We start from the raw sequence: 17772 nt of genomic DNA, 5'->3' as shown, positions 1-17772 counted from the left end.
CGGCGAGCCGTCAGGACAGGGTCAGGATCTCCGCGCCGGTGGCGGTCACGACGATGGTGTGCTCGAACTGGGCGGTCCACTTCTTGTCCTTCGTGGTGACCGTCCAGTCGTCGTCCCAGATGTCGTAGTCGATCGTGCCGAGCGTGATCATCGGCTCGATCGTGAACGTCATACCCTCGAGGATCTCGGTGGTGACGCTGGGCTCCTCGTAGTGCAGCACGGTCGGCGCCGTGTGGAACGCGGGCCCGACGCCGTGGCCGGTGAAGTCACGCACGACGCCGTAGCCGAACCGCTTGGCGTAGGACTCGATGACCCTGCCGATGACGTTGAGCTGCCTGCCCGGCCGGACGGCCTTGATCGACCGCATGGTCGCCTCGCGGGTGCGCTCAACCAGCAGCCGGACCTCCTCGTCGACGTCCCCGGCGAGGAACGTCGCGTTGGTGTCGCCGTGCACGCCGCCGATGTAGGCGGTGACGTCGATGTTGCAGATGTCGCCGTCCTCGATGACCGTCGAGTCCGGGATGCCGTGGCAGATGACCTCGTTGAGCGAGGTGCAGCAGGACTTGGGGAACCCGCGGTAGCCCAGCGTCGACGGGTAGGCGCCGTGGTCGAGCAGGAACTCGTGGACGACCTTGTCGACGTCGTCGGTGGTCGCGCCCGGCTTGACCGCCTTGCCGCCCTCCTGCAGCGCCTGCGCCGCGATCCGGCTGGCGACCCGCATGGCCTCGATCTGCTCGGCGGTGCGCACGCCGTTGCCGGTGTCCCGCTTCGGCGCCGCCCTGCCGACGTACTCGGGGCGGGCGATGGAGCTGGGCACGGTACGGATCGGCGACTGGACGCCGGGTCGCAGAGGGGCTCGCGTGGGCATGTCCCCCACCCTACGACCCGACCGCGGTCAGGAACCGGTGGGCCGCCTGCACCGCGGGCGCCGACGTCCCGCCACCGACCAGCAGCACGGCGAACGCGAGGTCACCGGCGTAGCCGACGAACCAGCCGTGTGACTGCGAGCCGTCGCCGAACTGGGCGGTGCCGGTCTTGCCGTGGACCTCGGGCAGCTGCGCCAGCACACCCGCCGTGCCGCCGGTGACGACGGCCCTGGTCATCGAGCGCAGCGCCGCGAGCACGTCGGGCCGCAGCGGCCTGCCCACCTGGGACGCCGCGGTCGGGGTGCCGCGCAGCAGCGTCGGCACCGGGGTTCGGCCGGACGCCACCGTCGCCGCCGCCAGCGCCATCCCGAACGGGCTGGCCAGCACGGTGCCCTGGCCGAACCCGTTCTCCGCCTGCTGGATCGTGTTGCCTGCCTGCGGCACCGAGCCGGTGATCGTGGTCAGGCCCGGGATGACGAAGTCCGCGCCGATGCCGAGGTCGCGTGCGGCGTCGGTGAGCGCCGCAGGCGGGAGCTGGGTGGACAGCCGGGCGAACGTCGTGTTGCAGGAGTGCGCGAACGCCGTGCTCAGCGGCACCGAACCGAGCGCGAACCGGCCGTCGTTGGGGATGAGCCTGCCCTCGATCGTCGTGGTGCCCGGGCAGTCGACGACGGCGTCGGCCCGCGTCACGCCGGTGGTCAGCGCGGCAGCGGCCGTGGCGATCTTGAACGTGGAGCCGGGCGGGTAGCGGCCGGACAACGCGATCGGCCCCTGGACGTCTGCGGCCGCGTTCTGCGCGACGGCGAGCAGCTCACCGGTGGACGGCTGCAGCGCGACGATCGCCGCGGGCACCTCGACGCCGTCCAGCGCTGCCTCGGCCGCGGCCTGGGTGGCCTTGCTGAGCGTGGCCGTGACGGCGTCGGCGGGCTGAGCGGGCTGGTTGTGCAGCTCGGCGATCTCGGAGCCGGTCGGGGTGACGGTGACGATCCGCCACCCCGCGGCACCCTCCACCCGTTCGTCCACCGTGGACCGGATCGCGGGCAGGATCTGCTCGCCCAGCGACTTGTCGGCGGGCAGCAGCCGTTCCTGCTCGCTGAACCGGACCCCGGGCAGGTCGTAGATGGCCGGTTTGATCCGCTGGTAGTCGGACTGGCGCAGGGTGACCACCGGCTGCTTCGGACCGTCCACGATGGACTGCTCGGTGATGCCGGGTTCGAACTGCTTCAGTGCCGTGGCGAGCGCGGCAGCGACCTTCCGGACGTCACCGGCCTTGGCCGGGTCGAGCAGGACGCTCACGACCCGGTCGGGTGCCAGCAGGGTCTCGCCGTCGCGGTCCAGCACCGGGGCACGGTCCGGCTGCTGCGTGCGCAGCGTGATCTCCTGCTGCTGGGCCAGCCGCGGGTGCAGCACCGAGGGCTGCCAGCGCACCCGCCAGCGGCCGTCGGCCGAGGTGAGCTGGGCGTCGCCGTCGTAGGACCAGGTGCGGCCGTGCGGCAGCCGCCAGTCCAGCCGGTACCGGGCGGTGGCGGTGGTGGACTTCGACGGCGCGTGCGCGCGGTGCAGCGTGACGCCGATCGACTCCGGCCGCAGCGCGGCCCTGGCCTGGTCGAGTACGGGCCGGGCGGCGTCGGGGGTGTCGGTGAGCCCGGCCGCGCGGGCGGTGTCGCCTGCGGCGAGGGCGTCCAGGAAGTCGCGCGTGATCTCCTCCGGCCCGGGTTCGGACGCGAACACCGAGCACCCGCTCAGCGCGAACACCACGACGGCGGCTACCGCCCAGCCTCTGCCAACCACCACAGCCGCAGTATCCAGCCTCGGCGCCGCGGCTCCCGGCTGCGAAACGCCGTCAGAACAGGACGGTGGCGTAGCAGCCGACCTGACGGAACCCGATCCGGCGATAGGCGGCGAGGGCCGGGGCGTTGTAGGAGTTGACGTACAGGCTCGCGGTGCGGTCCATGTCGCGCACCAGGCGCGCGACGACGGCGGCGGTGCCGGCCGCGCCGAGGCCCTGGCCACGCCGGTCCGGCCGCACCCAGACGCCCTGGATCTGGCCGACGCCAGCCGACATGGCGCCGATCTCGGCCTTGAACACCACCTCACCGGCCTCGAACCGGGCGAACGCCCTGCCGCCGGCGATCAGCTCGGCGACGCGGGCCCGGTAACTGGTCCCGCCGTCACCCGCCCGCGGGTCGATCCCCACTTCCTCGATGAACATCGCCACGGCGGCGGGCAGGTAGCGGTCCAGCTCGTGTGGCCGGACGGGGCGGACCAGCGGGTCTGCGGGCCGCTCGGGCATCCGGTCCATGGCCATCAGCGGCTGGTCCGGGCGGACCTCCCGGGCCGGCCCCCACTCGCTCTCCAGCTCGTCCCACAGGCCGAGCACCTGATCGGCGGGGCCCACCAGCGACGAACACGCCCGCTGGCGCCGCAGGGCCCGGTCGGCGAAGGACCGCCAGGCACCGGCGTTGCCCCGCAGCGGGATCAGGTTGGGCCCGGAGAAGCACAGCCCGCTGATCCGGCCGGACCGGGCCGGGCGGGCGTCGGCAGCCCACAGTTCGCCACCGAGCCGCCACGGATCCAGCCCGGCGGCCTCGATCCTCGCGCTGACCATGCAACTGGCCACCGGGTCGGTGGCCAGCAGCGTACGGACGGCCGGGTAGTCCCGATCGTCGAGCAGCCGCGCTCCAGCAAGCCGCAACACATGACAAGCGTGCCAGATAACCGCCGTTCGCGGGTAGCTCAGGAGCCCTGGTAGGTGCCGACGGTCCAGACGTTGCCCTCCGGATCGGCCAGCGACACGTTCCGGGCGCCGTAGTCGGTGTCGTACGGCTCACGCAGCACCTTCGCGCCCGCCTCGACGGCACGCCGGTGCACGGCGTCCGGGTCGGCGGTCTCCACGAACAGCCACTGGATACCGGCGGGAGCGGGCAGGTCGCTCGCCGACATCGCGGAGCCGAACATGATCCCGCCGCCCTCCGGCCTGCGCATCTCGGCGTGCACGATGGCGGAGCCGTCCTCGGACGGGACGACGAGCGTCTCGGTGAATCCGAGCACGCCGGTCAGGAACGCCCTGGCGGCATCAGTGTCGGTGTAGGAAAGGCAGGGCCACACGCCCGGGGTCGTTGTCTCGCTCATGCCCCCGATTCTGCGGTGGCCTCCTCCGGCAGGTCTTGGAGAAACGGGAGCTCCTCGCGGATCCACGCCGACGGTGTGCAGCCGGCCAGCTCCCGCCATTCGTTGGTCAGATGTGCCTGGTCGTAGTAGCCGCTGCGGACCGCGAGCTCGGCCAGGTTGCGGTACCCGCCCGCCCGCAGCAGCGCACTGGAGCGCTCGAACCGCATCAGCCGCGCGGCCTGCTTCGGCGGCACCCCGACCTCCCTGGCGAAGCGCTCGCTGAAGTGCCGCCTGCTCCAGCCGATCTCCCTGGCGAGCTCGGCGACCGGCCTGCCGCCGTGCCGGGAGATCAGCGACCGCCACGCCCACTGGACCTCGGTGGCGAGGGTGACCGGACCGATCGCCGCGGCGAACTCCTCGTCCAGCACGGCGAACCGCTCGGGCCAGCCGGGCTGGCCGGCCAGCCGGTCGGCCAGCCGCCGTGCCCACGGCACCGGCAGGTCCGCCACGTCGACGACCGACGAGGCCAGCTCGGTCGCGGAAACCCCGAGCAGCGCCCGCAGCCCGAGCGGGTTGAGTTCGATGTGGACGCCGCACTGGTAGCGGTCCTGCTGGATCAGCACCGGACCGAGATGCAGGCCGCCCACCACGGTCTGCAGGCTGACCGGCCCCCGCTCGGCGCCGACGCCCCCGACGAAGTGGACGGGCTCGGCCAGGCTGACGATCAGCGTGACGTTGCGCGAGGGCAGGCCACGGTGGACCGGCAGGGTCACGTCGTGCTGGGTGTACCCGATGTAGCGGCGCACCAGGTGCCGTAGCCCCGGGTGCGGTGGCCTGGCGGCCCAGTCGCTCACATCCGTCAGCCGACCGTGACGCTCGGCTGCCCCTCGCCGATGGCCTCGCCGCTCTCCTCGGCGATGCGCATGGCCTCCTCGATCAGCGTCTCGACGATCTGCGCCTCCGGCACGGTCTTGATGACCTCGCCCTTGACGAAGATCTGGCCCTTGCCGTTACCCGACGCCACCCCGAGGTCGGCCTCCCTGGCCTCGCCGGGACCGTTGACGACGCAGCCCATCACGGCGACCCGAAGCGGCACCTCCATGCCCTCCAGGCCCGCGGTGACCTCGTCGGCCAGCTTGTAGACGTCGACCTGGGCACGGCCGCAGGACGGGCAGGACACGATCTCCAGCTTGCGCGGGCGCAGGTTCAGCGACTGCAGGATCTGGGTGCCGACCTTGACCTCCTCCACCGGCGGCGCGGACAGCGACACGCGGATGGTGTCGCCGATGCCCTGCCGCAGCAGCGCGCCGAAGGCGACGGCCGACTTGATGGTGCCCTGGAACGCCGGACCGGCCTCGGTGACGCCGAGGTGCAGCGGGTAGTCGCACTGCTCGGCCAGGATCTCGTAAGCACGCACCATGACGACCGGGTCGTTGTGCTTGACCGAGATCTTCAGGTCGTGGAAGTCGTGCTCGGCGAACAGGCTCGCCTCCCACAGCGCCGACTCGGCCAGCGCCTCCGGGGTGGCCTTGCCGTACTTGTCCATGATCCGCTTGTCCAGCGACCCGGCGTTGACGCCGATGCGGATCGGCGTGCCGTGGTCCTTGGCGGCCTTGGCGATCTCGGCCACCTGGTCGTCGAACTTGCGGATGTTGCCCGGGTTGACGCGCACGGCGGCGCAGCCCGCCTCGATGGCGGCGAAAACGTACTTGGGCTGGAAGTGGATGTCGGCGATGACCGGGATCTGCGACTTCTTCGCGATGGCAGGCAGCGCCTCGGCGTCGTCGGCGCTCGGGCAGGCGACGCGGACGATGTCACAGCCCGCCGCGGTCAGCTCGGCGATCTGCTGCAGGGTGGCGTTGACGTCGGCGGTCAGCGTGGTGGTCATCGACTGCACCGAGATGGGGTGGTCGCTGCCGACACCGACGGGACCCACCTGCAGCTGGCGGGTCTTACGACGCTCGGACAGGACGGGGGGCGGCAGAGCGGGCATACCCAGCGCGACGTTCATCGGTTCCTCTGCGAGCGAGTACTAGTACGGCGATACCCACGATACCGGCGCGCCCGACCTGCCCGGGCGGCGGCACTTTCACCGCCCGGATCAGCCTTGACCTGCGGAAACGGCTACGGGAGCAGGCGAATCGGGTTGACGATGTCCGCGGTCACGGTGAGCAGGACCACGGCCGCGCCGATGAACACGATCACCATCGTGACCGATGACAACTTCGTGTAGTCGACCGGCGCGCCGATCCCCTTGCCCCGCGCCTTGCGGATGCTGTTGCGGATCTTCTCGTACCAGACCACCGCGATGTGCCCGCCGTCCATCGGCAGCAGCGGCAGCAGGTTGAACACGCCGAGGAAGAAGTTCAGGCTGGCCAGCAGGAGAACGAACACCTCCCAGAGCCCGGCCTCGACGGCCTCGCCGCCGATGCGGCTGGCGCCGACGATCGACACCGGCGTCTCCGGGTCCCGCTCCCCGCCGAAGATCGACTCGACCACGGCCGGGATGCGCTGCGGGAACTCGATGAGCTTCTGCACGGTCTGGCTGAACATCTCGCCGGTGAACGAGACCGTCCCGCCGATCGCGGCGACCGGGCCGTAGTCCAGCATCCGCGGCGCCATCACCCTGGCCGCGCCGATCGCGCCGACCTGCTTCGTCCCGCCGTTGCCGTCCGGCCGCAGGACCCGCGGGACGTTGATCGTCAGGTCGACCGGCTGACCGTTGCGCAGGACCTGCACGGGCGTGGGGCCCTCGGCCTTCTGCACCGCGGCCAGCATGTCCGTCCAGGTGGGGGTCGGCGTGCCGCCGACCGAGGTGACCAGGTCGCCCGGCAGCATCCCGGCGTCGCGGGCCGGAGCGGGGTCCCCGGGCCGGCAGACCGGGTTGTTGTTCTCCTCGATCGTGCGTGCGTCGCGGACGCAGGCCGACACCGAGGCGATGTTCGGCTTGGGTTCCTCCTGGGCGGCGGCCAGGTTGGGCAGGCCCATGGTGATGGCCATCAGGTAGAGGATGACGAAGCCGAGGACGAAGTTGAGCGCGATACCGGCGACCATGACGACAGTCCGCTTCCACGCGGCGAAGCGGTACATCGCGCGCGGCTTCTCGTCCTCGGTGACCTCGTCGAGCGCGGTCATGCCGGCGATGTCGCAGAAGCCGCCGAGCGGGATGGCCTTGAGGCCGTACTCGGTCTCACCGCGGCGGAAGGAGAAGATCTTCGGGCCGAAGCCGACGAAGAACCGCCGCACCTTCATGCCGAAGGCCTTGGCGGTGAGCATGTGCCCGGCCTCGTGCACGGCGACCGACAGGCAGGCGCCGATCACGAACAGCACCACGCCGATGATGTAGGAGAGCACCCGCTACTACTTCCTTCCCGACCCGAGCTCGGCGGCGCGGGCACGTGCCCAGCGGTCCGCTTCGAGCACGTCGTCGACGTCACGCGGCGCACGCCGCCACTCGTCGGCGGACTCCACCACCTCGGCAACAGTGTCCACGATGGAGGTGAAGCTGGCGTTCTGCGCCCGGAACGCCCCGACCATCTCCTCGTTGGCCGCGTTGTAGACGGCCGGGATGCAGCCCCCGGTCGCACCGGCGTGGCGGGCCAGCTCGACGGCGGGGAACGCCTCGTCGTCGACCGGTTCGAACGTCCACGACGCCGGCGACCCGAAGTCGCAGGCAGCCGCCGCTCCGGGCACCCGGTCCGGCCAGTTCAGCGCGAGCGCGATCGGCAGGCGCATGTCCGGCGGGCTGGCCTGGGCGATGGTCGAGCCGTCGGTGAAGGTGACCATCGAGTGGATGATCGACTGCGGGTGCACCACGACGTCGACCCGGTCGGCCGGCATGTCGAACAGGAGCATGGCCTCGATCAGCTCGAGTCCCTTGTTGACCAGCGTGGCCGAGTTGATCGTGACCAGCGGGCCCATCGCCCAGGTGGGGTGGGCAAGGGCCTCCTCGACGGTGACCCCGGCCAGCTCGGCCCGGGACCGCCCGCGGAACGGGCCGCCGGACGCGGTGAGCACCAGCCGGTCGACCTCCTCGGCGCGCCCGGCACGCAGTGCCTGCGCGAGCGCCGAGTGCTCGGAGTCGACCGGGATGATCTGCCCGGGTTTGGCGGCGGCGAGCACCAGCGGCCCGCCCGCGATCAGCGACTCCTTGTTGGCCAGCGCCAGGCTGGCGCCGGTGGCCAGCGCACGCAGTGTGGCGGGCAGTCCCTCCGAGCCGGGCAGCGCGTTGAGCACGACGTCGGCCGGGACGGCGTCGATGAGTTCCAGCACGGCGTCCGGCCCGGCGAACACCCTGGGCAGCCGGAACTCGCCGCTGGCGTAGCCCCGGCGCTGGGCCTCGGCGTACAACGCGAGCTGCAGGTCCTCGGCGGCCGTGGCCCGCACGATGGCGACGGCCTCGGCGCCCGTGGCCAGTGCCTGGGCGGCCAGCGCCGCCGGGTCCGACCCGCCCGCGGCGATGCCGGCGACCCGGAACAGGTCCGGATTACGTTCGGCGACGTCGAGGGCCTGGGTGCCGATCGACCCGGTGGAGCCGAGCACGAGCACACTGCGTGAGGTAGTCATCGGGGCCCATTGTGCCCGGCACCATGGGACGGCCGGGTGACGGTGTGGGATCATCGGGCCCGCACGACGAACCGCGAGGAGTGAACGTGGCGAGCAAGGCGGTCGAGAAGCGACCTCGGGTCGACCCCCGTGACGAGCCGTCGGCCGAGTGGGGCTGGCACGGCACCTTCCCGAAGGCCACCCGGGCCGCGGGCTGGTTCACCGCGGCGGCGATGCTGATCATGCTGATCGGCAACCACCGCAACGCCATGGAGGACATCTGGCTGGTGGGCATCGCCGCCACCCTCGTGCTGCTGCTGGTGCTCGACATCCGCAAGCGCCGCACCGCCTGGCGGAAGTAGCCTTCACCGCCGGTGGTCAGCCTGCTGACGTCGCTGGAGTTCCTGGAGCTACCCGAGGACCGGTCGGCACGCCTGGAACTCCAGGAGGGCGTGCTCATCACGGCCCCGCGTCCACCGTTGGGTCACCAGTACGCGGAACTCGAGTTGGCCCTCCAACTGCGCACGCAGCTGCCGAGAGACTTGATCGCTCTGACCGAGCTGGACGTCGACCTGGAGCTGGGCGAGCCGCCGACGATCCGGGTCCCGGACGTCCTCGTCGTGCCGCGCACGGCAGCACGTGACGGCGGCCTGCTGCGGGCGGCTTCCGTGCTACTGGCTGTCGAGATCATGTCTCCCGGCTCCCGCCGCACCGACAGGGTCACCAAGCCCTCCGAGTACGCGGACGCCCAGATCCCCAACTACTGGCTCGTCGACCTGGATGACCGGCCGAGCCTGACGGCCTTCCACCTGGCCGAGCCGTTCGGCTATCAGGAGAGCCCGTCGGCCACCGGTCGATACACCACCACCGAGCCGGCCGAGCTGACCGTGGACCTCGACGCCCTGCTGCTCGACTAGAAACCAGCGGCCCGGATGTCAAGGGCTAGCTTCCAAAGGAAAGCATGTCGTCCGGGTCCCGCTGGTCCGGCCGGTAAGGCATGCCATCCAAAGTCGCACCTGCGAACTTGATATCTCCGGCGAAGTTTGCATCATCAAACACAGTGTAACTACTGAACACAGCTTGACTAAACCAAGCGTCGCCAGCGAACTTCACGCGATCAAAAAAAGCTTCGCGAGAAAATTCTACACCCGCCAACCACGCGTCATCCATGAAACTGGCTCCACCGAAATTCGCATTCCGCGCGAACACGGCACCTCCAAAGACCGCACTCCCGGCAAAAACAGCGTCATCGAACCTGCAGTTGGACCTGAAGCTCGCCTGCCGGAACACTGTACCTCCTCGGAAGGAGGTTTTCTCAAATCTAGCTTCCCCGCAGAAAATAGAACCATCAAACCTGGTTACCCCACTGAAGTTGGCCTCAGAAAACCAGGCGTACGCATCGAACAGCGCTCCATCGAAGCGTGTCTCCCCGACAAATTCCGCTCCCGTCAAAAAAACGTCACCATAGAACCGGGCATTTACAAAGCGCGCGTTCTCAACGTTACAATTTTCAAGATTAAAGTCAATCAAGAACGCGCCGCTCAAGTCCAGATTGATTCCTTCCCAGTACCTACTCGCATCCACTTGCGGGCTAAGATGACCGGTCATGATCCTCTGGGCAGTGAGCCTCACTTCACGCTCCTGCATCTGCCGGCGATACTCTTCGCCGTACTCACCACTGCCGGCGTTTGCAAGTTGATCGACCGCGAGACTATAAGGCATGCGCAAATAGGCGGCAACCACGTTGACTATAGTCTGCCGTTGAGATGGATTATCCTGCGCCAAACGGTCAAGAGCGTACAACCCGGCGAGACGCACCGGGGCATGCTCCGAACCCAATTGTTCAACCGATTTCAAATACAGTTCAGTTATGCGACGCTCCGCAGCGTCATGCCTCAGGTCTTCGTTCGCCTGCTCCCGCAGCAGAAGGTCGTGCTGCTTGGTCGCCAAATCATACTCTGCAGTCTGCTGACGCCTAGCGGCCAGAAGCAGGGCCACAGCCCCGCCAGCTCCCAGGATAATGGTCCCTACGGTGCGAATACTCTCAAGCTTCGCCTTACTTGCCGCTACCCCATCACCGTAAATAGACAGCAGGAACCAACATGTCGCACCAGCAGTAAGCACAAGAACACTCGAGCATATTGCAATTGTCCGATTGGACAACACTTTTCGAGGCTCCCTAGCTGCCGAATCAGCTGATTCCACGCCCGGGCGTCCCGCCCCTCCTTGATACCCCATCGGAAAATGGTCTCACTCAGTGGGCGTCGGCCAAAAAAAGAACTAATGCAGCGCCACCTGGAGTAACAGGACTCCGGCGACGCCATAGACGCCTCCTGTGCGCCAGGGACCCACCCGAGCGGCCGGGCGTGCGAATACCCTGGACAAACGCCATGGGCATGATCCACGGCTACCGAGTCAGCGAGACGAGTTTCAACGAGCACATCCAGGAAGGCAGGTACCGGGAAGCATGACCAGCACGGTCAAGCTCGTCGACGCCGACGGCCCGTTCATCGAGTTCCGGCGCAGCGACGCCAGGCTGGTCAGCTCCGCGCTGTCCTACGTGTTGTCCAGCGTGTCCACCCCGGCGACCGTCGAACTGCTGCTCGGCAGCCCGGCGGAGCGGGTGGACCGCTACCGGGCGAAACTCACCGACGCGATCGAGGCGGCACAGCGTGCCTACGAAGCCCGTGAGTCGCGGGAGGCCTCGAAGGTCCGGGTCCCGGCGCAGCGAGCGCACCTGCTGTACACCGCGCTCGTGGTCTCGACACACATGACCCGATCGGAAGAGGAGTACAACATCCAGGTCGGTGCGTTCAAGGAGAACGCGCTCGACCTCGCCGACGGCATCATCGCCGCCTTCGAATCGCCTGGTTGAGCACCACCCCGACCACTGTCGCATCTTTGCAAGCTTCTGTACAGATCTTGCGATTCTCTGTCGTCTCCGCTTATGGTGTGGGTCACAACAAATCTCTCCCCTCCCCACCCGGCCTGAGTCGCTCGCGGCCGTCCGGGTCCGACCCCGCATGCCCTCCGACGACGAAGGGTCTCCTGAACATGAAACGGAAACTGCTCGGTGCCGCACTGGCCACGCTGGTGGCCACGGCCGGGCTCACGACCACCGCCCACGCCCAGGACACGAACCTCGCCGCGGGGAAACCCGTCGAGGCGTCGTCCACCGTCTTCCAGTTCGTCGCCGCCAACGCCAACGACGGCAACGTCGGCACGTACTGGGAGTCCGCCCCCGGCTTCCCGTCGACGCTGACGGTGAAGCTGGGGGCGAGTGCCGACGTCGGGTCGGTGGTGGTCAAGCTCAACCCCGACCCGATCTGGGGCCCGCGCACCCAGAACATCGAGGTCCTCGGCCGTGAGGGCGGCGGCGACTTCACGACGCTGCGCCCCCGGGCCGACTACGCCTTCAGCCCGTCCGGCAACCAGAACACGGTCACTATCCCGGTCGGCAAGCGCGCGTCGGACCTGCGGCTGCAGTTCTTCGCCAACACCGGTGCCCCCGGCGGCCAGGTCGGCGAGCTGCAGGTACTGGGTACCCCGGCGCCCAATCCGGACCTGACCGTCACGTCGGCGAGCTGGACACCGGCGGATCCGGACGAGACCAAGCCGGTCACCCTGTCCGCCACGGTCCGCAACGCCGGATCGGCGCAGGCGGCCGCGACGACGGTGGACTTCACGGTGGGTGGCACGGTCGTGGGCAGCGCGCCGGTCGGCCCGCTCGAAGCGGGAGCTTCGGCGACCGTGACGTTCGAGGCACCGCCACGGCCGGCCGGCAGCTACCCGGTAGCGGCCGTGGTCGACCCGGGCAGCAAGGTCAGCGAGACCAACGAGACCAACAACCGCTTCACCACGCAGTCCCCGCTGGTGGTCAAGCAGGCACCCGGCCCGGACCTGGAGGTAACCGGGATCACCGCCAACCCGTCGAACCCGGCGGTCGGCTCGCCGGTCAAGTTCACCGTGGCCGTGCGCAACCGCGGCACCACCGAGGCAGGCGCCTCGGTGACCCGGCTGGTCGCCGGCGGCACGACGCTGAACACCGACACCGGCCCGATCGCGGCCGGTGCCACGGCGAACGTCGCCGTCAGCGGCAACTGGACCGCGACCGCGGGTGGCGCCACGCTGACCGCGACCGCGGACGCCACCGGCACGGTCGCCGAGACCAACGAGACCAACAACGGCTTCGCGCAGCCGATCGTCGTCGGCAGGGGCGCGGCGCTGCCCTACGTCGAGTACGAGGCCGAAGCGGGCCAGCACAACGGCACCCTGATCGAGGCCGACCCGCTGCGGACGCACGGCAAGACCAACTTCGGCACCGAGTCGTCGGGCCGCAAGTCGGTCCGGTTGAACAGCACCGGCCAGTACGTCGAGTTCACCTCGGCGAACGAGGCCAACTCGATCGTCGTGCGCAACTCCATCCCGGACGCCCCGGGTGGTGGCGGCATCGACGCCACGATCAGCCTCTACGCCGACGGCACGTTCGTGCGGAAGCTGAACCTGTCGTCCAAGCACAGCTGGCTCTACGGCAACACCGACGACCCGGAAGGCCTGACCAACAGCCCGCAGGCGGACGCCCGCAGGCTGTTCGACGAGTCGCACGCGCTGCTGGAGAAGTCCTACCCGGCGGGCACCAAGTTCCGCCTGCAGCGCGACGCCGGTGACGACGCGGCGTTCTACATCATCGATCTGATCGACCTCGAGCAGGTCGCGCCGCCCGCGTCGAAGCCTGCCGAGTGCAAGTCCATCACCGAGTACGGCGCCGTACCCAACGACGGCCAGGAGGACACCGAGGCCATCCAGAAGGCCGTGACCGACGACCAGAACGGCGTCATCAGCTGCGTGTGGATCCCGGCCGGGCAGTGGCGGCAGGAGAAGAAGATCCTCACCGACGACCCGCTCAACCGCGGTCAGCACAACCAGGTCGGCATCAGCAACGTCACGATCCGCGGTGCCGGGATGTGGCACTCCCAGCTGTACAGCCTGATCGAGCCACACAAGCAGCCGGGCAGCATCAACCACCCGCACGAGGGCAACTTCGGGTTCGACATCGACGGCAACACCCAGATCTCCGACATCGCCATCTTCGGCTCCGGCCGGATCCGCGGCGGTGACGGCGGTGCCGAGGGCGGGGTCGGCCTCAACGGCCGGTTCGGCAAGGGCACCAAGATCAACAACGTCTGGATCGAGCACGCCAACGTCGGCGCCTGGGTGGGCCGCGACTACAGCAACATCCCCGAACTGTGGGGCCCGGCCGACGGGCTGGAGTTCAACAACGTGCGCATCCGCAACACCTACGCCGACGGTGTCAACTTCACCAACGGCTCCCGCAACTCCAAGGTGTTCAACTCGTCCTTCCGCAACACCGGCGACGATTCGCTGGCGGTGTGGGCCAACCAGTACGTCAAGGACCCGGGCACCGACATCGCGCACAGCAACCAGTTCCTCAACAACACCATCCAGCTTCCCTGGCGCGCCAACGGGGTCGCGGTGTACGGAGGCTACGGCAACAAGATCGAGAACAACGTCATCCACGACACGATGAACTACCCGGGCATCATGCTGGCGACCGACCACTCGCCACTGCCCTTCTCCGGGCAGACGCTCATCTCCGGCAACGCGCTCTACCGCACCGGCGGCGCGTTCTGGGGCGGGCAGCAGAAATTCGGTGCGATCACGTTGTTCCCGCAGGGGCATCCCATTCCCGGGGTGACCATCCGGGACACCGAGATCCACGACTCCACCTACGACGGTATCCAGTTCAAGACCGGCGGCGGGGAGATGCCCGGGGTGGCGATCACCAACGTCAAAATCGACAAATCCAACAACGGAGCCGGAATCCTGGCGATGGGTGGCGCCCGCGGCAGCGCGACGCTGACCAACGTCACGATCACGAACTCCAAGAACGGCGACATCGTCAAGGAACCCGGCTCGGGCTTCGTCTTCAACGGCGGATCCGGCTCGGCACCCGCGGTGTCGAACGGGACCATGCCGGTCTCCACACCGGCCCGGCGGGCCTGGTGACTCCCGGGGGTCACGGGCTGAGCGCCCGCCCGTGACCCCCGGTCCTCAACCGAGGTGTCAATGCGGACGGGCGTCAGCGGCAACCGATGACACTCAACTCGTCCCAGAGGCCGATCACGGTTCGACGAGTGGTGTGCAGGACGTTGTCGAGGAGGGCGAGACTGTTGGTATCCCTGGTGGTCTTACCCGACGCGGCGTCGTCTCGTGCCCGTAGGTACGGCTCACGACGAAGGTGCGGCTGAATGATGAGGACATTGGTTCGATCGGCCGCCACTCGAAGGCGCAGCTGCTGAACAAACTGTGCACAGGTGATCCGCTGGCCGGCATGCCAGGCTGCGGGATTCTCGATGCGCGGCGTGGCGAGTCTGGTCAGCAATACGTCGTTGTCGAGGAGCCGAACGTTCTTCTCCGCCTGCGTCACGACCTGCTCGAACGGCTGAACCGCGATACGCCGGTCGGGGCTGCTGCTCCGTGCTGCCTTGACGTGGATGGCGGTGAGCGTTCCCTTGTCCGTGAGGTGCAGGAAATCAGCCAGCTCGCCCGCACCATCGTCACAGAGCAGCCAGTCACCACCGAAGGATCGGACCACCCAGGCGAACAACGAATTGTCGCCTTCCTGGGCAATCGCGTCGTGAATCAACTGATCGCCTCGAACAGCGGGCTTCTCCTTCGTGATCGAGTATCCGCAGAAATCCTCGAACTCGACGTTGCGGAACGGCGTGCTCACCAGCCTCTCTTTGACAACCTGGTGTCCGTTGAAGTGGTGTCCTGACTCGTAATAGACGCTGATGAGGTCGCCATCGCCGATGGCCTCCTTCACCTCACGGGTCACCGCCTCGGCCGAAGGCTCTCCGTGGTAGCGCACGTCGAGCCGGACGACGCCGCTGGTCGTCGCGACCGGCTTGACCGCCAGTGTTCCGGCAACAGCACCGTCGTGGCCGACATCGACAAGCGCCCGCCCCGAGGACGGCTCCCCGCGCACATCGATGACGACCGAACGCAGGTACTCGGCACGTTCGACGCTCTCTTCGTCGCCGTCGGGTTCTCCGCGCACCTCGTCGGGATCCGGCACAAGCACCTCGTAGGCACCCCACACGCGGCTGAGGTCGGTCTCCTGTACCGCCAGAGCGGGAAACTCCGAAACCGGGTCCTCATCGGCGACCAGCGCCTTCTCGATGACGTCCAGGGCCTCGCCCACGGCCGCGAGAAACATCGCGATGTGTGGTGTGCGCTTCCACGAGATCTTCGAACTACCGGGCGAGATGGTGACGAGATCGCGCAGCACAGCACGCTCGTCGTCGGGAACGTAGGTGAGCTTGGCGGCGGTCATCGCGTATGTTCCGTCCTCGATCGGAGTCAGCGAGTCCTGGAGCCGCAAACCTCCGAGCGCCTTGCTGTCCGCCTTGGTCGTCCGGCGACGGTGCACACCACGCAGCCACAACCGCCTACCGTCACCGCGAAACGCACCAGCGAGCAGGTTCGGCGGGACGAACCGGAACGGCGCAGCACTCCGATGGATCCACCGGCCGAAGCCGTTCTCAGTCGGGAAGGCCGCGCAGACCGCCACCATGTTGTTCCGTCGTACCGCCAGGGACAGCTCGTTAATTACGTCGACGTAGCCGGAGTCCGGATCAGTCCAGGTAGGGCTTCGCTTCAACTCGCGAACGCTACCGTACAGCTCATCGAATCCCAGTTCACGCACAGTGCCGAGATCGTCGACCAAGTCTGTTCCGGTCAAAGAAACCTCGGCTCGCACTCGAACCTCGTCAGCTCTTCCCCGATCACGGGCGCTCTTGCGCAAGAACCTCTGCAACGCATCGAAGGCGCGCTCCGGATCGTCAGCCGTCGCCTCCAGCAAGATGACCGTCAGGTACGGCCTCAGTTCCCCCAGCCGCAACGTACGTGAGACCTCGGGTTCGTGCGTAGTCATAGCACAGGAAATGTAGATACCCATCGCGATGATCGCCATGCGATCGGGCGATCATGCGGTTATTGACCATGAATTGTCCAGTTCAAACTCGAGTGTCCTAAGGTCCGATGGGATCGGCAATTCGCTCGCCAAGCCGGCCTGCCAGGTCGGTGTCGCCCACCTCGAGCGCTATCGCCCGAACGGCGGACAAAGCGGTCGGCAGTCCCAGCTGACGAGCGACGCGACCGATTCTGCGGCTGAGCTCGTCTGTGGTGACGCGCGAGTAGGCGGTCAGGTAGGAGTTGGTACGAGCGAGCAAACCACGTTTACGGCTCAGCTCGTCCTCACAGAGCACACGTAGTACACAGCCATGCAACACGGCGTATGCGCCCAAGGTATTCAGCGGTATCTTTCCTGCCGGTTCGAATGCCTCGGCCGGCAACACGACCTGCCACCCACCCTGGTCGAGCTGTGTAGGTCGGCAAGTATCGACCTCGTTCCGGTGAAGCCATTCCGCGATCCGATCCCGCTGAAGGTCTGGACGCGCGACAAGATCCTCGCGTTCCAGCAGTTGGAAGATCTCCGGTGTCGTCTGGCACAACTCGCTCAGGTCCATGTCCGCGGTGTCCGCGACCTGGCTGTAGGCCAAGTAATGCGTACGCCCACGCTGGTCGACCGCACGGATGGCGTAAATGGGCAGGTAGACGAGTTGCTCACCGAGACTCTCCGGCCGGTCGATACGGGCGGGCAGGTTATACCGGTCCCGGTCGGCGTGGTTCGCCAGCTCCGCCAGCGCCTGGCGCCGAAACCCGTTCGTCGACCAGAGCATCAGGAACCTGCCGCCGCCATTGGCTGAAGTCGCTGCCTTCACCTGTGGAACCGTCAGCAACGAAACGACCGTGGGGTCGTAGTAAGCCCTTCCGAGCGGGTGGGATCTGAACGCGTCGAAGTACAGCTTCCGACGATCTTCCCGCTCGATGACGTAGCACACGTGGTCTCGGTGTGATCGCAGTCCGAGCTCGGTGAGTGCGAACCGATCGTGCTGCTTCGTGAGGTGACCGACCTGCTCCAGGAAGCGTAACGCCCGGTCGACGAGCGGCTCGTCCAGCGCGAGAAACCGTGCCAGGTCCTTAGCGGTGTGCAATCCGCCTTCGGCGATACCACGTTCGACGAACCGGTCGATCAAGCCGTAGTCCCTGCCTTCGGTGACGGTGGCCTTGATCTCCACCTGCCAGATCGGCATCAGGAGAGAAAACAGGCTCGTCGGCTGCAGATCTCGACCGAAGGCGACGTCCTCCAGCGCACGCACCGGCG

General features: G+C 67.9%; 15 protein-coding genes. 4 read left to right on the top strand and 11 right to left on the bottom strand.

What is annotated here, in order from left to right:
- Nucleotides 1-10 precede the first annotated feature (10 nt).
- The 8 genes from map to dxr all read right to left on the bottom strand — a co-directional run bounded on the left by map (nucleotide 11) and on the right by dxr (nucleotide 8543).
- The gene (gene map / locus EWH70_RS08110; RefSeq protein ID WP_130474636.1) at nucleotides 11-868 is read right to left on the bottom strand and encodes a type I methionyl aminopeptidase; all 858 of its coding nucleotides are present in this window, start codon (nucleotides 866-868) and stop codon (nucleotides 11-13) included.
- 10 nt (nucleotides 869-878) lie between these two features.
- On the bottom strand, nucleotides 879-2657 hold the full coding sequence (locus EWH70_RS08105; protein ID WP_420809042.1) for a penicillin-binding transpeptidase domain-containing protein: 1779 nt from the start codon (nucleotides 2655-2657) through the stop codon (nucleotides 879-881).
- A 52-nt stretch (nucleotides 2658-2709) separates the two neighbouring features.
- The gene (locus tag EWH70_RS08100) at nucleotides 2710-3564 is read right to left on the bottom strand and encodes a GNAT family N-acetyltransferase (protein ID WP_130474634.1); all 855 of its coding nucleotides are present in this window, start codon (nucleotides 3562-3564) and stop codon (nucleotides 2710-2712) included.
- A gap of 38 nt (nucleotides 3565-3602) precedes the next feature.
- Nucleotides 3603-3998, bottom strand: a complete 396-nt coding sequence (locus tag EWH70_RS08095; RefSeq protein ID WP_130474633.1) for a VOC family protein — start codon at nucleotides 3996-3998, stop codon at nucleotides 3603-3605.
- A complete protein-coding gene (locus tag EWH70_RS08090; protein WP_130474632.1) occupies nucleotides 3995-4831 on the bottom strand; it encodes a helix-turn-helix domain-containing protein in 837 nt (278 codons plus the stop codon). Before EWH70_RS08090 ends, EWH70_RS08095 begins: the two co-directional genes overlap by 4 nt.
- Nucleotides 4832-4836: 5 nt before the next feature.
- Nucleotides 4837-5988 carry a flavodoxin-dependent (E)-4-hydroxy-3-methylbut-2-enyl-diphosphate synthase gene (ispG, locus tag EWH70_RS08085; protein WP_130474631.1) on the bottom strand — a complete coding sequence of 384 codons (1152 nt, stop codon included), beginning with the start codon at nucleotides 5986-5988 and terminating at the stop codon, nucleotides 4837-4839.
- A 113-nt stretch (nucleotides 5989-6101) separates the two neighbouring features.
- Complete coding sequence (locus tag EWH70_RS08080) at nucleotides 6102-7331, bottom strand: M50 family metallopeptidase (RefSeq protein WP_130474630.1); 1230 nt, start codon at nucleotides 7329-7331, stop codon at nucleotides 6102-6104.
- Nucleotides 7332-7337: 6 nt separating this feature from the next.
- Nucleotides 7338-8543 (bottom strand): 1-deoxy-D-xylulose-5-phosphate reductoisomerase, encoded by a 1206-nt coding sequence (gene dxr / locus EWH70_RS08075; RefSeq protein WP_130474629.1) that lies wholly within the window; start codon nucleotides 8541-8543, stop codon nucleotides 7338-7340.
- 86 nt (nucleotides 8544-8629) lie between these two features.
- Between dxr and EWH70_RS08070 the strand changes: the two genes are divergently transcribed.
- On the top strand, nucleotides 8630-8884 hold the full coding sequence (locus EWH70_RS08070; protein ID WP_130474628.1) for a DUF2631 domain-containing protein: 255 nt from the start codon (nucleotides 8630-8632) through the stop codon (nucleotides 8882-8884).
- A 12-nt stretch (nucleotides 8885-8896) separates the two neighbouring features.
- Nucleotides 8897-9439 carry a Uma2 family endonuclease gene (locus EWH70_RS08065; RefSeq protein WP_240686863.1) on the top strand — a complete coding sequence of 181 codons (543 nt, stop codon included), beginning with the start codon at nucleotides 8897-8899 and terminating at the stop codon, nucleotides 9437-9439.
- Nucleotides 9440-9464: 25 nt separating this feature from the next.
- On the opposite strand, the gene EWH70_RS08060 is transcribed toward EWH70_RS08065, so the two are convergent.
- Nucleotides 9465-10520 carry a pentapeptide repeat-containing protein gene (locus EWH70_RS08060; RefSeq protein ID WP_240686862.1) on the bottom strand — a complete coding sequence of 352 codons (1056 nt, stop codon included), beginning with the start codon at nucleotides 10518-10520 and terminating at the stop codon, nucleotides 9465-9467.
- Between the two features lie 469 nt (nucleotides 10521-10989).
- Between EWH70_RS08060 and EWH70_RS08055 the strand changes: the two genes are divergently transcribed.
- Nucleotides 10990-11397 (top strand): hypothetical protein, encoded by a 408-nt coding sequence (locus tag EWH70_RS08055; protein ID WP_130474626.1) that lies wholly within the window; start codon nucleotides 10990-10992, stop codon nucleotides 11395-11397.
- Nucleotides 11398-11576: 179 nt separating this feature from the next.
- Complete coding sequence (locus EWH70_RS08050; RefSeq protein ID WP_130474625.1) at nucleotides 11577-14549, top strand: CARDB domain-containing protein; 2973 nt, start codon at nucleotides 11577-11579, stop codon at nucleotides 14547-14549.
- A gap of 73 nt (nucleotides 14550-14622) precedes the next feature.
- Here the strand turns inward: EWH70_RS08050 and EWH70_RS08045 are convergent, their stop codons facing one another.
- Both EWH70_RS08045 and EWH70_RS08040 read right to left on the bottom strand, forming a co-directional pair.
- Complete coding sequence (locus EWH70_RS08045) at nucleotides 14623-16518, bottom strand: hypothetical protein (protein ID WP_130474624.1); 1896 nt, start codon at nucleotides 16516-16518, stop codon at nucleotides 14623-14625.
- Nucleotides 16519-16576: 58 nt separating this feature from the next.
- Nucleotides 16577-17767, bottom strand: a complete 1191-nt coding sequence (locus tag EWH70_RS08040) for a hypothetical protein (protein WP_130474623.1) — start codon at nucleotides 17765-17767, stop codon at nucleotides 16577-16579.
- Between the last annotated feature and the right edge of the window lie 5 nt (nucleotides 17768-17772).

It is taken from the genome of Amycolatopsis suaedae (assembly GCF_004214935.1).
Classification (GTDB): domain Bacteria; phylum Actinomycetota; class Actinomycetes; order Mycobacteriales; family Pseudonocardiaceae; genus Amycolatopsis; species Amycolatopsis suaedae.
The sequence above is the reverse complement of the archived record's forward strand: the minus strand, read 5'-3'. Positions and strand labels throughout refer to the sequence as shown.

Bases quoted from the DNA above. Each gene is read 5' to 3' on its own strand.
- map (WP_130474636.1), bottom strand. From the start codon at position 868: ATGCCCACGCGAGCCCCTCTGCGACCCGGCGTCCAGTCGCCGATCCGT.
- EWH70_RS08050 (WP_130474625.1), top strand. From the start codon at position 11,577: ATGAAACGGAAACTGCTCGGTGCCGCACTGGCCACGCTGGTGGCCACG.
- EWH70_RS08055 (WP_130474626.1), top strand. From the start codon at position 10,990: ATGACCAGCACGGTCAAGCTCGTCGACGCCGACGGCCCGTTCATCGAG.
- dxr (WP_130474629.1), bottom strand. From the start codon at position 8,543: ATGACTACCTCACGCAGTGTGCTCGTGCTCGGCTCCACCGGGTCGATC.
- EWH70_RS08045 (WP_130474624.1), bottom strand. From the start codon at position 16,518: ATGGCGATCATCGCGATGGGTATCTACATTTCCTGTGCTATGACTACG.
- ispG (WP_130474631.1), bottom strand. From the start codon at position 5,988: ATGAACGTCGCGCTGGGTATGCCCGCTCTGCCGCCCCCCGTCCTGTCC.
- EWH70_RS08095 (WP_130474633.1), bottom strand. From the start codon at position 3,998: ATGAGCGAGACAACGACCCCGGGCGTGTGGCCCTGCCTTTCCTACACC.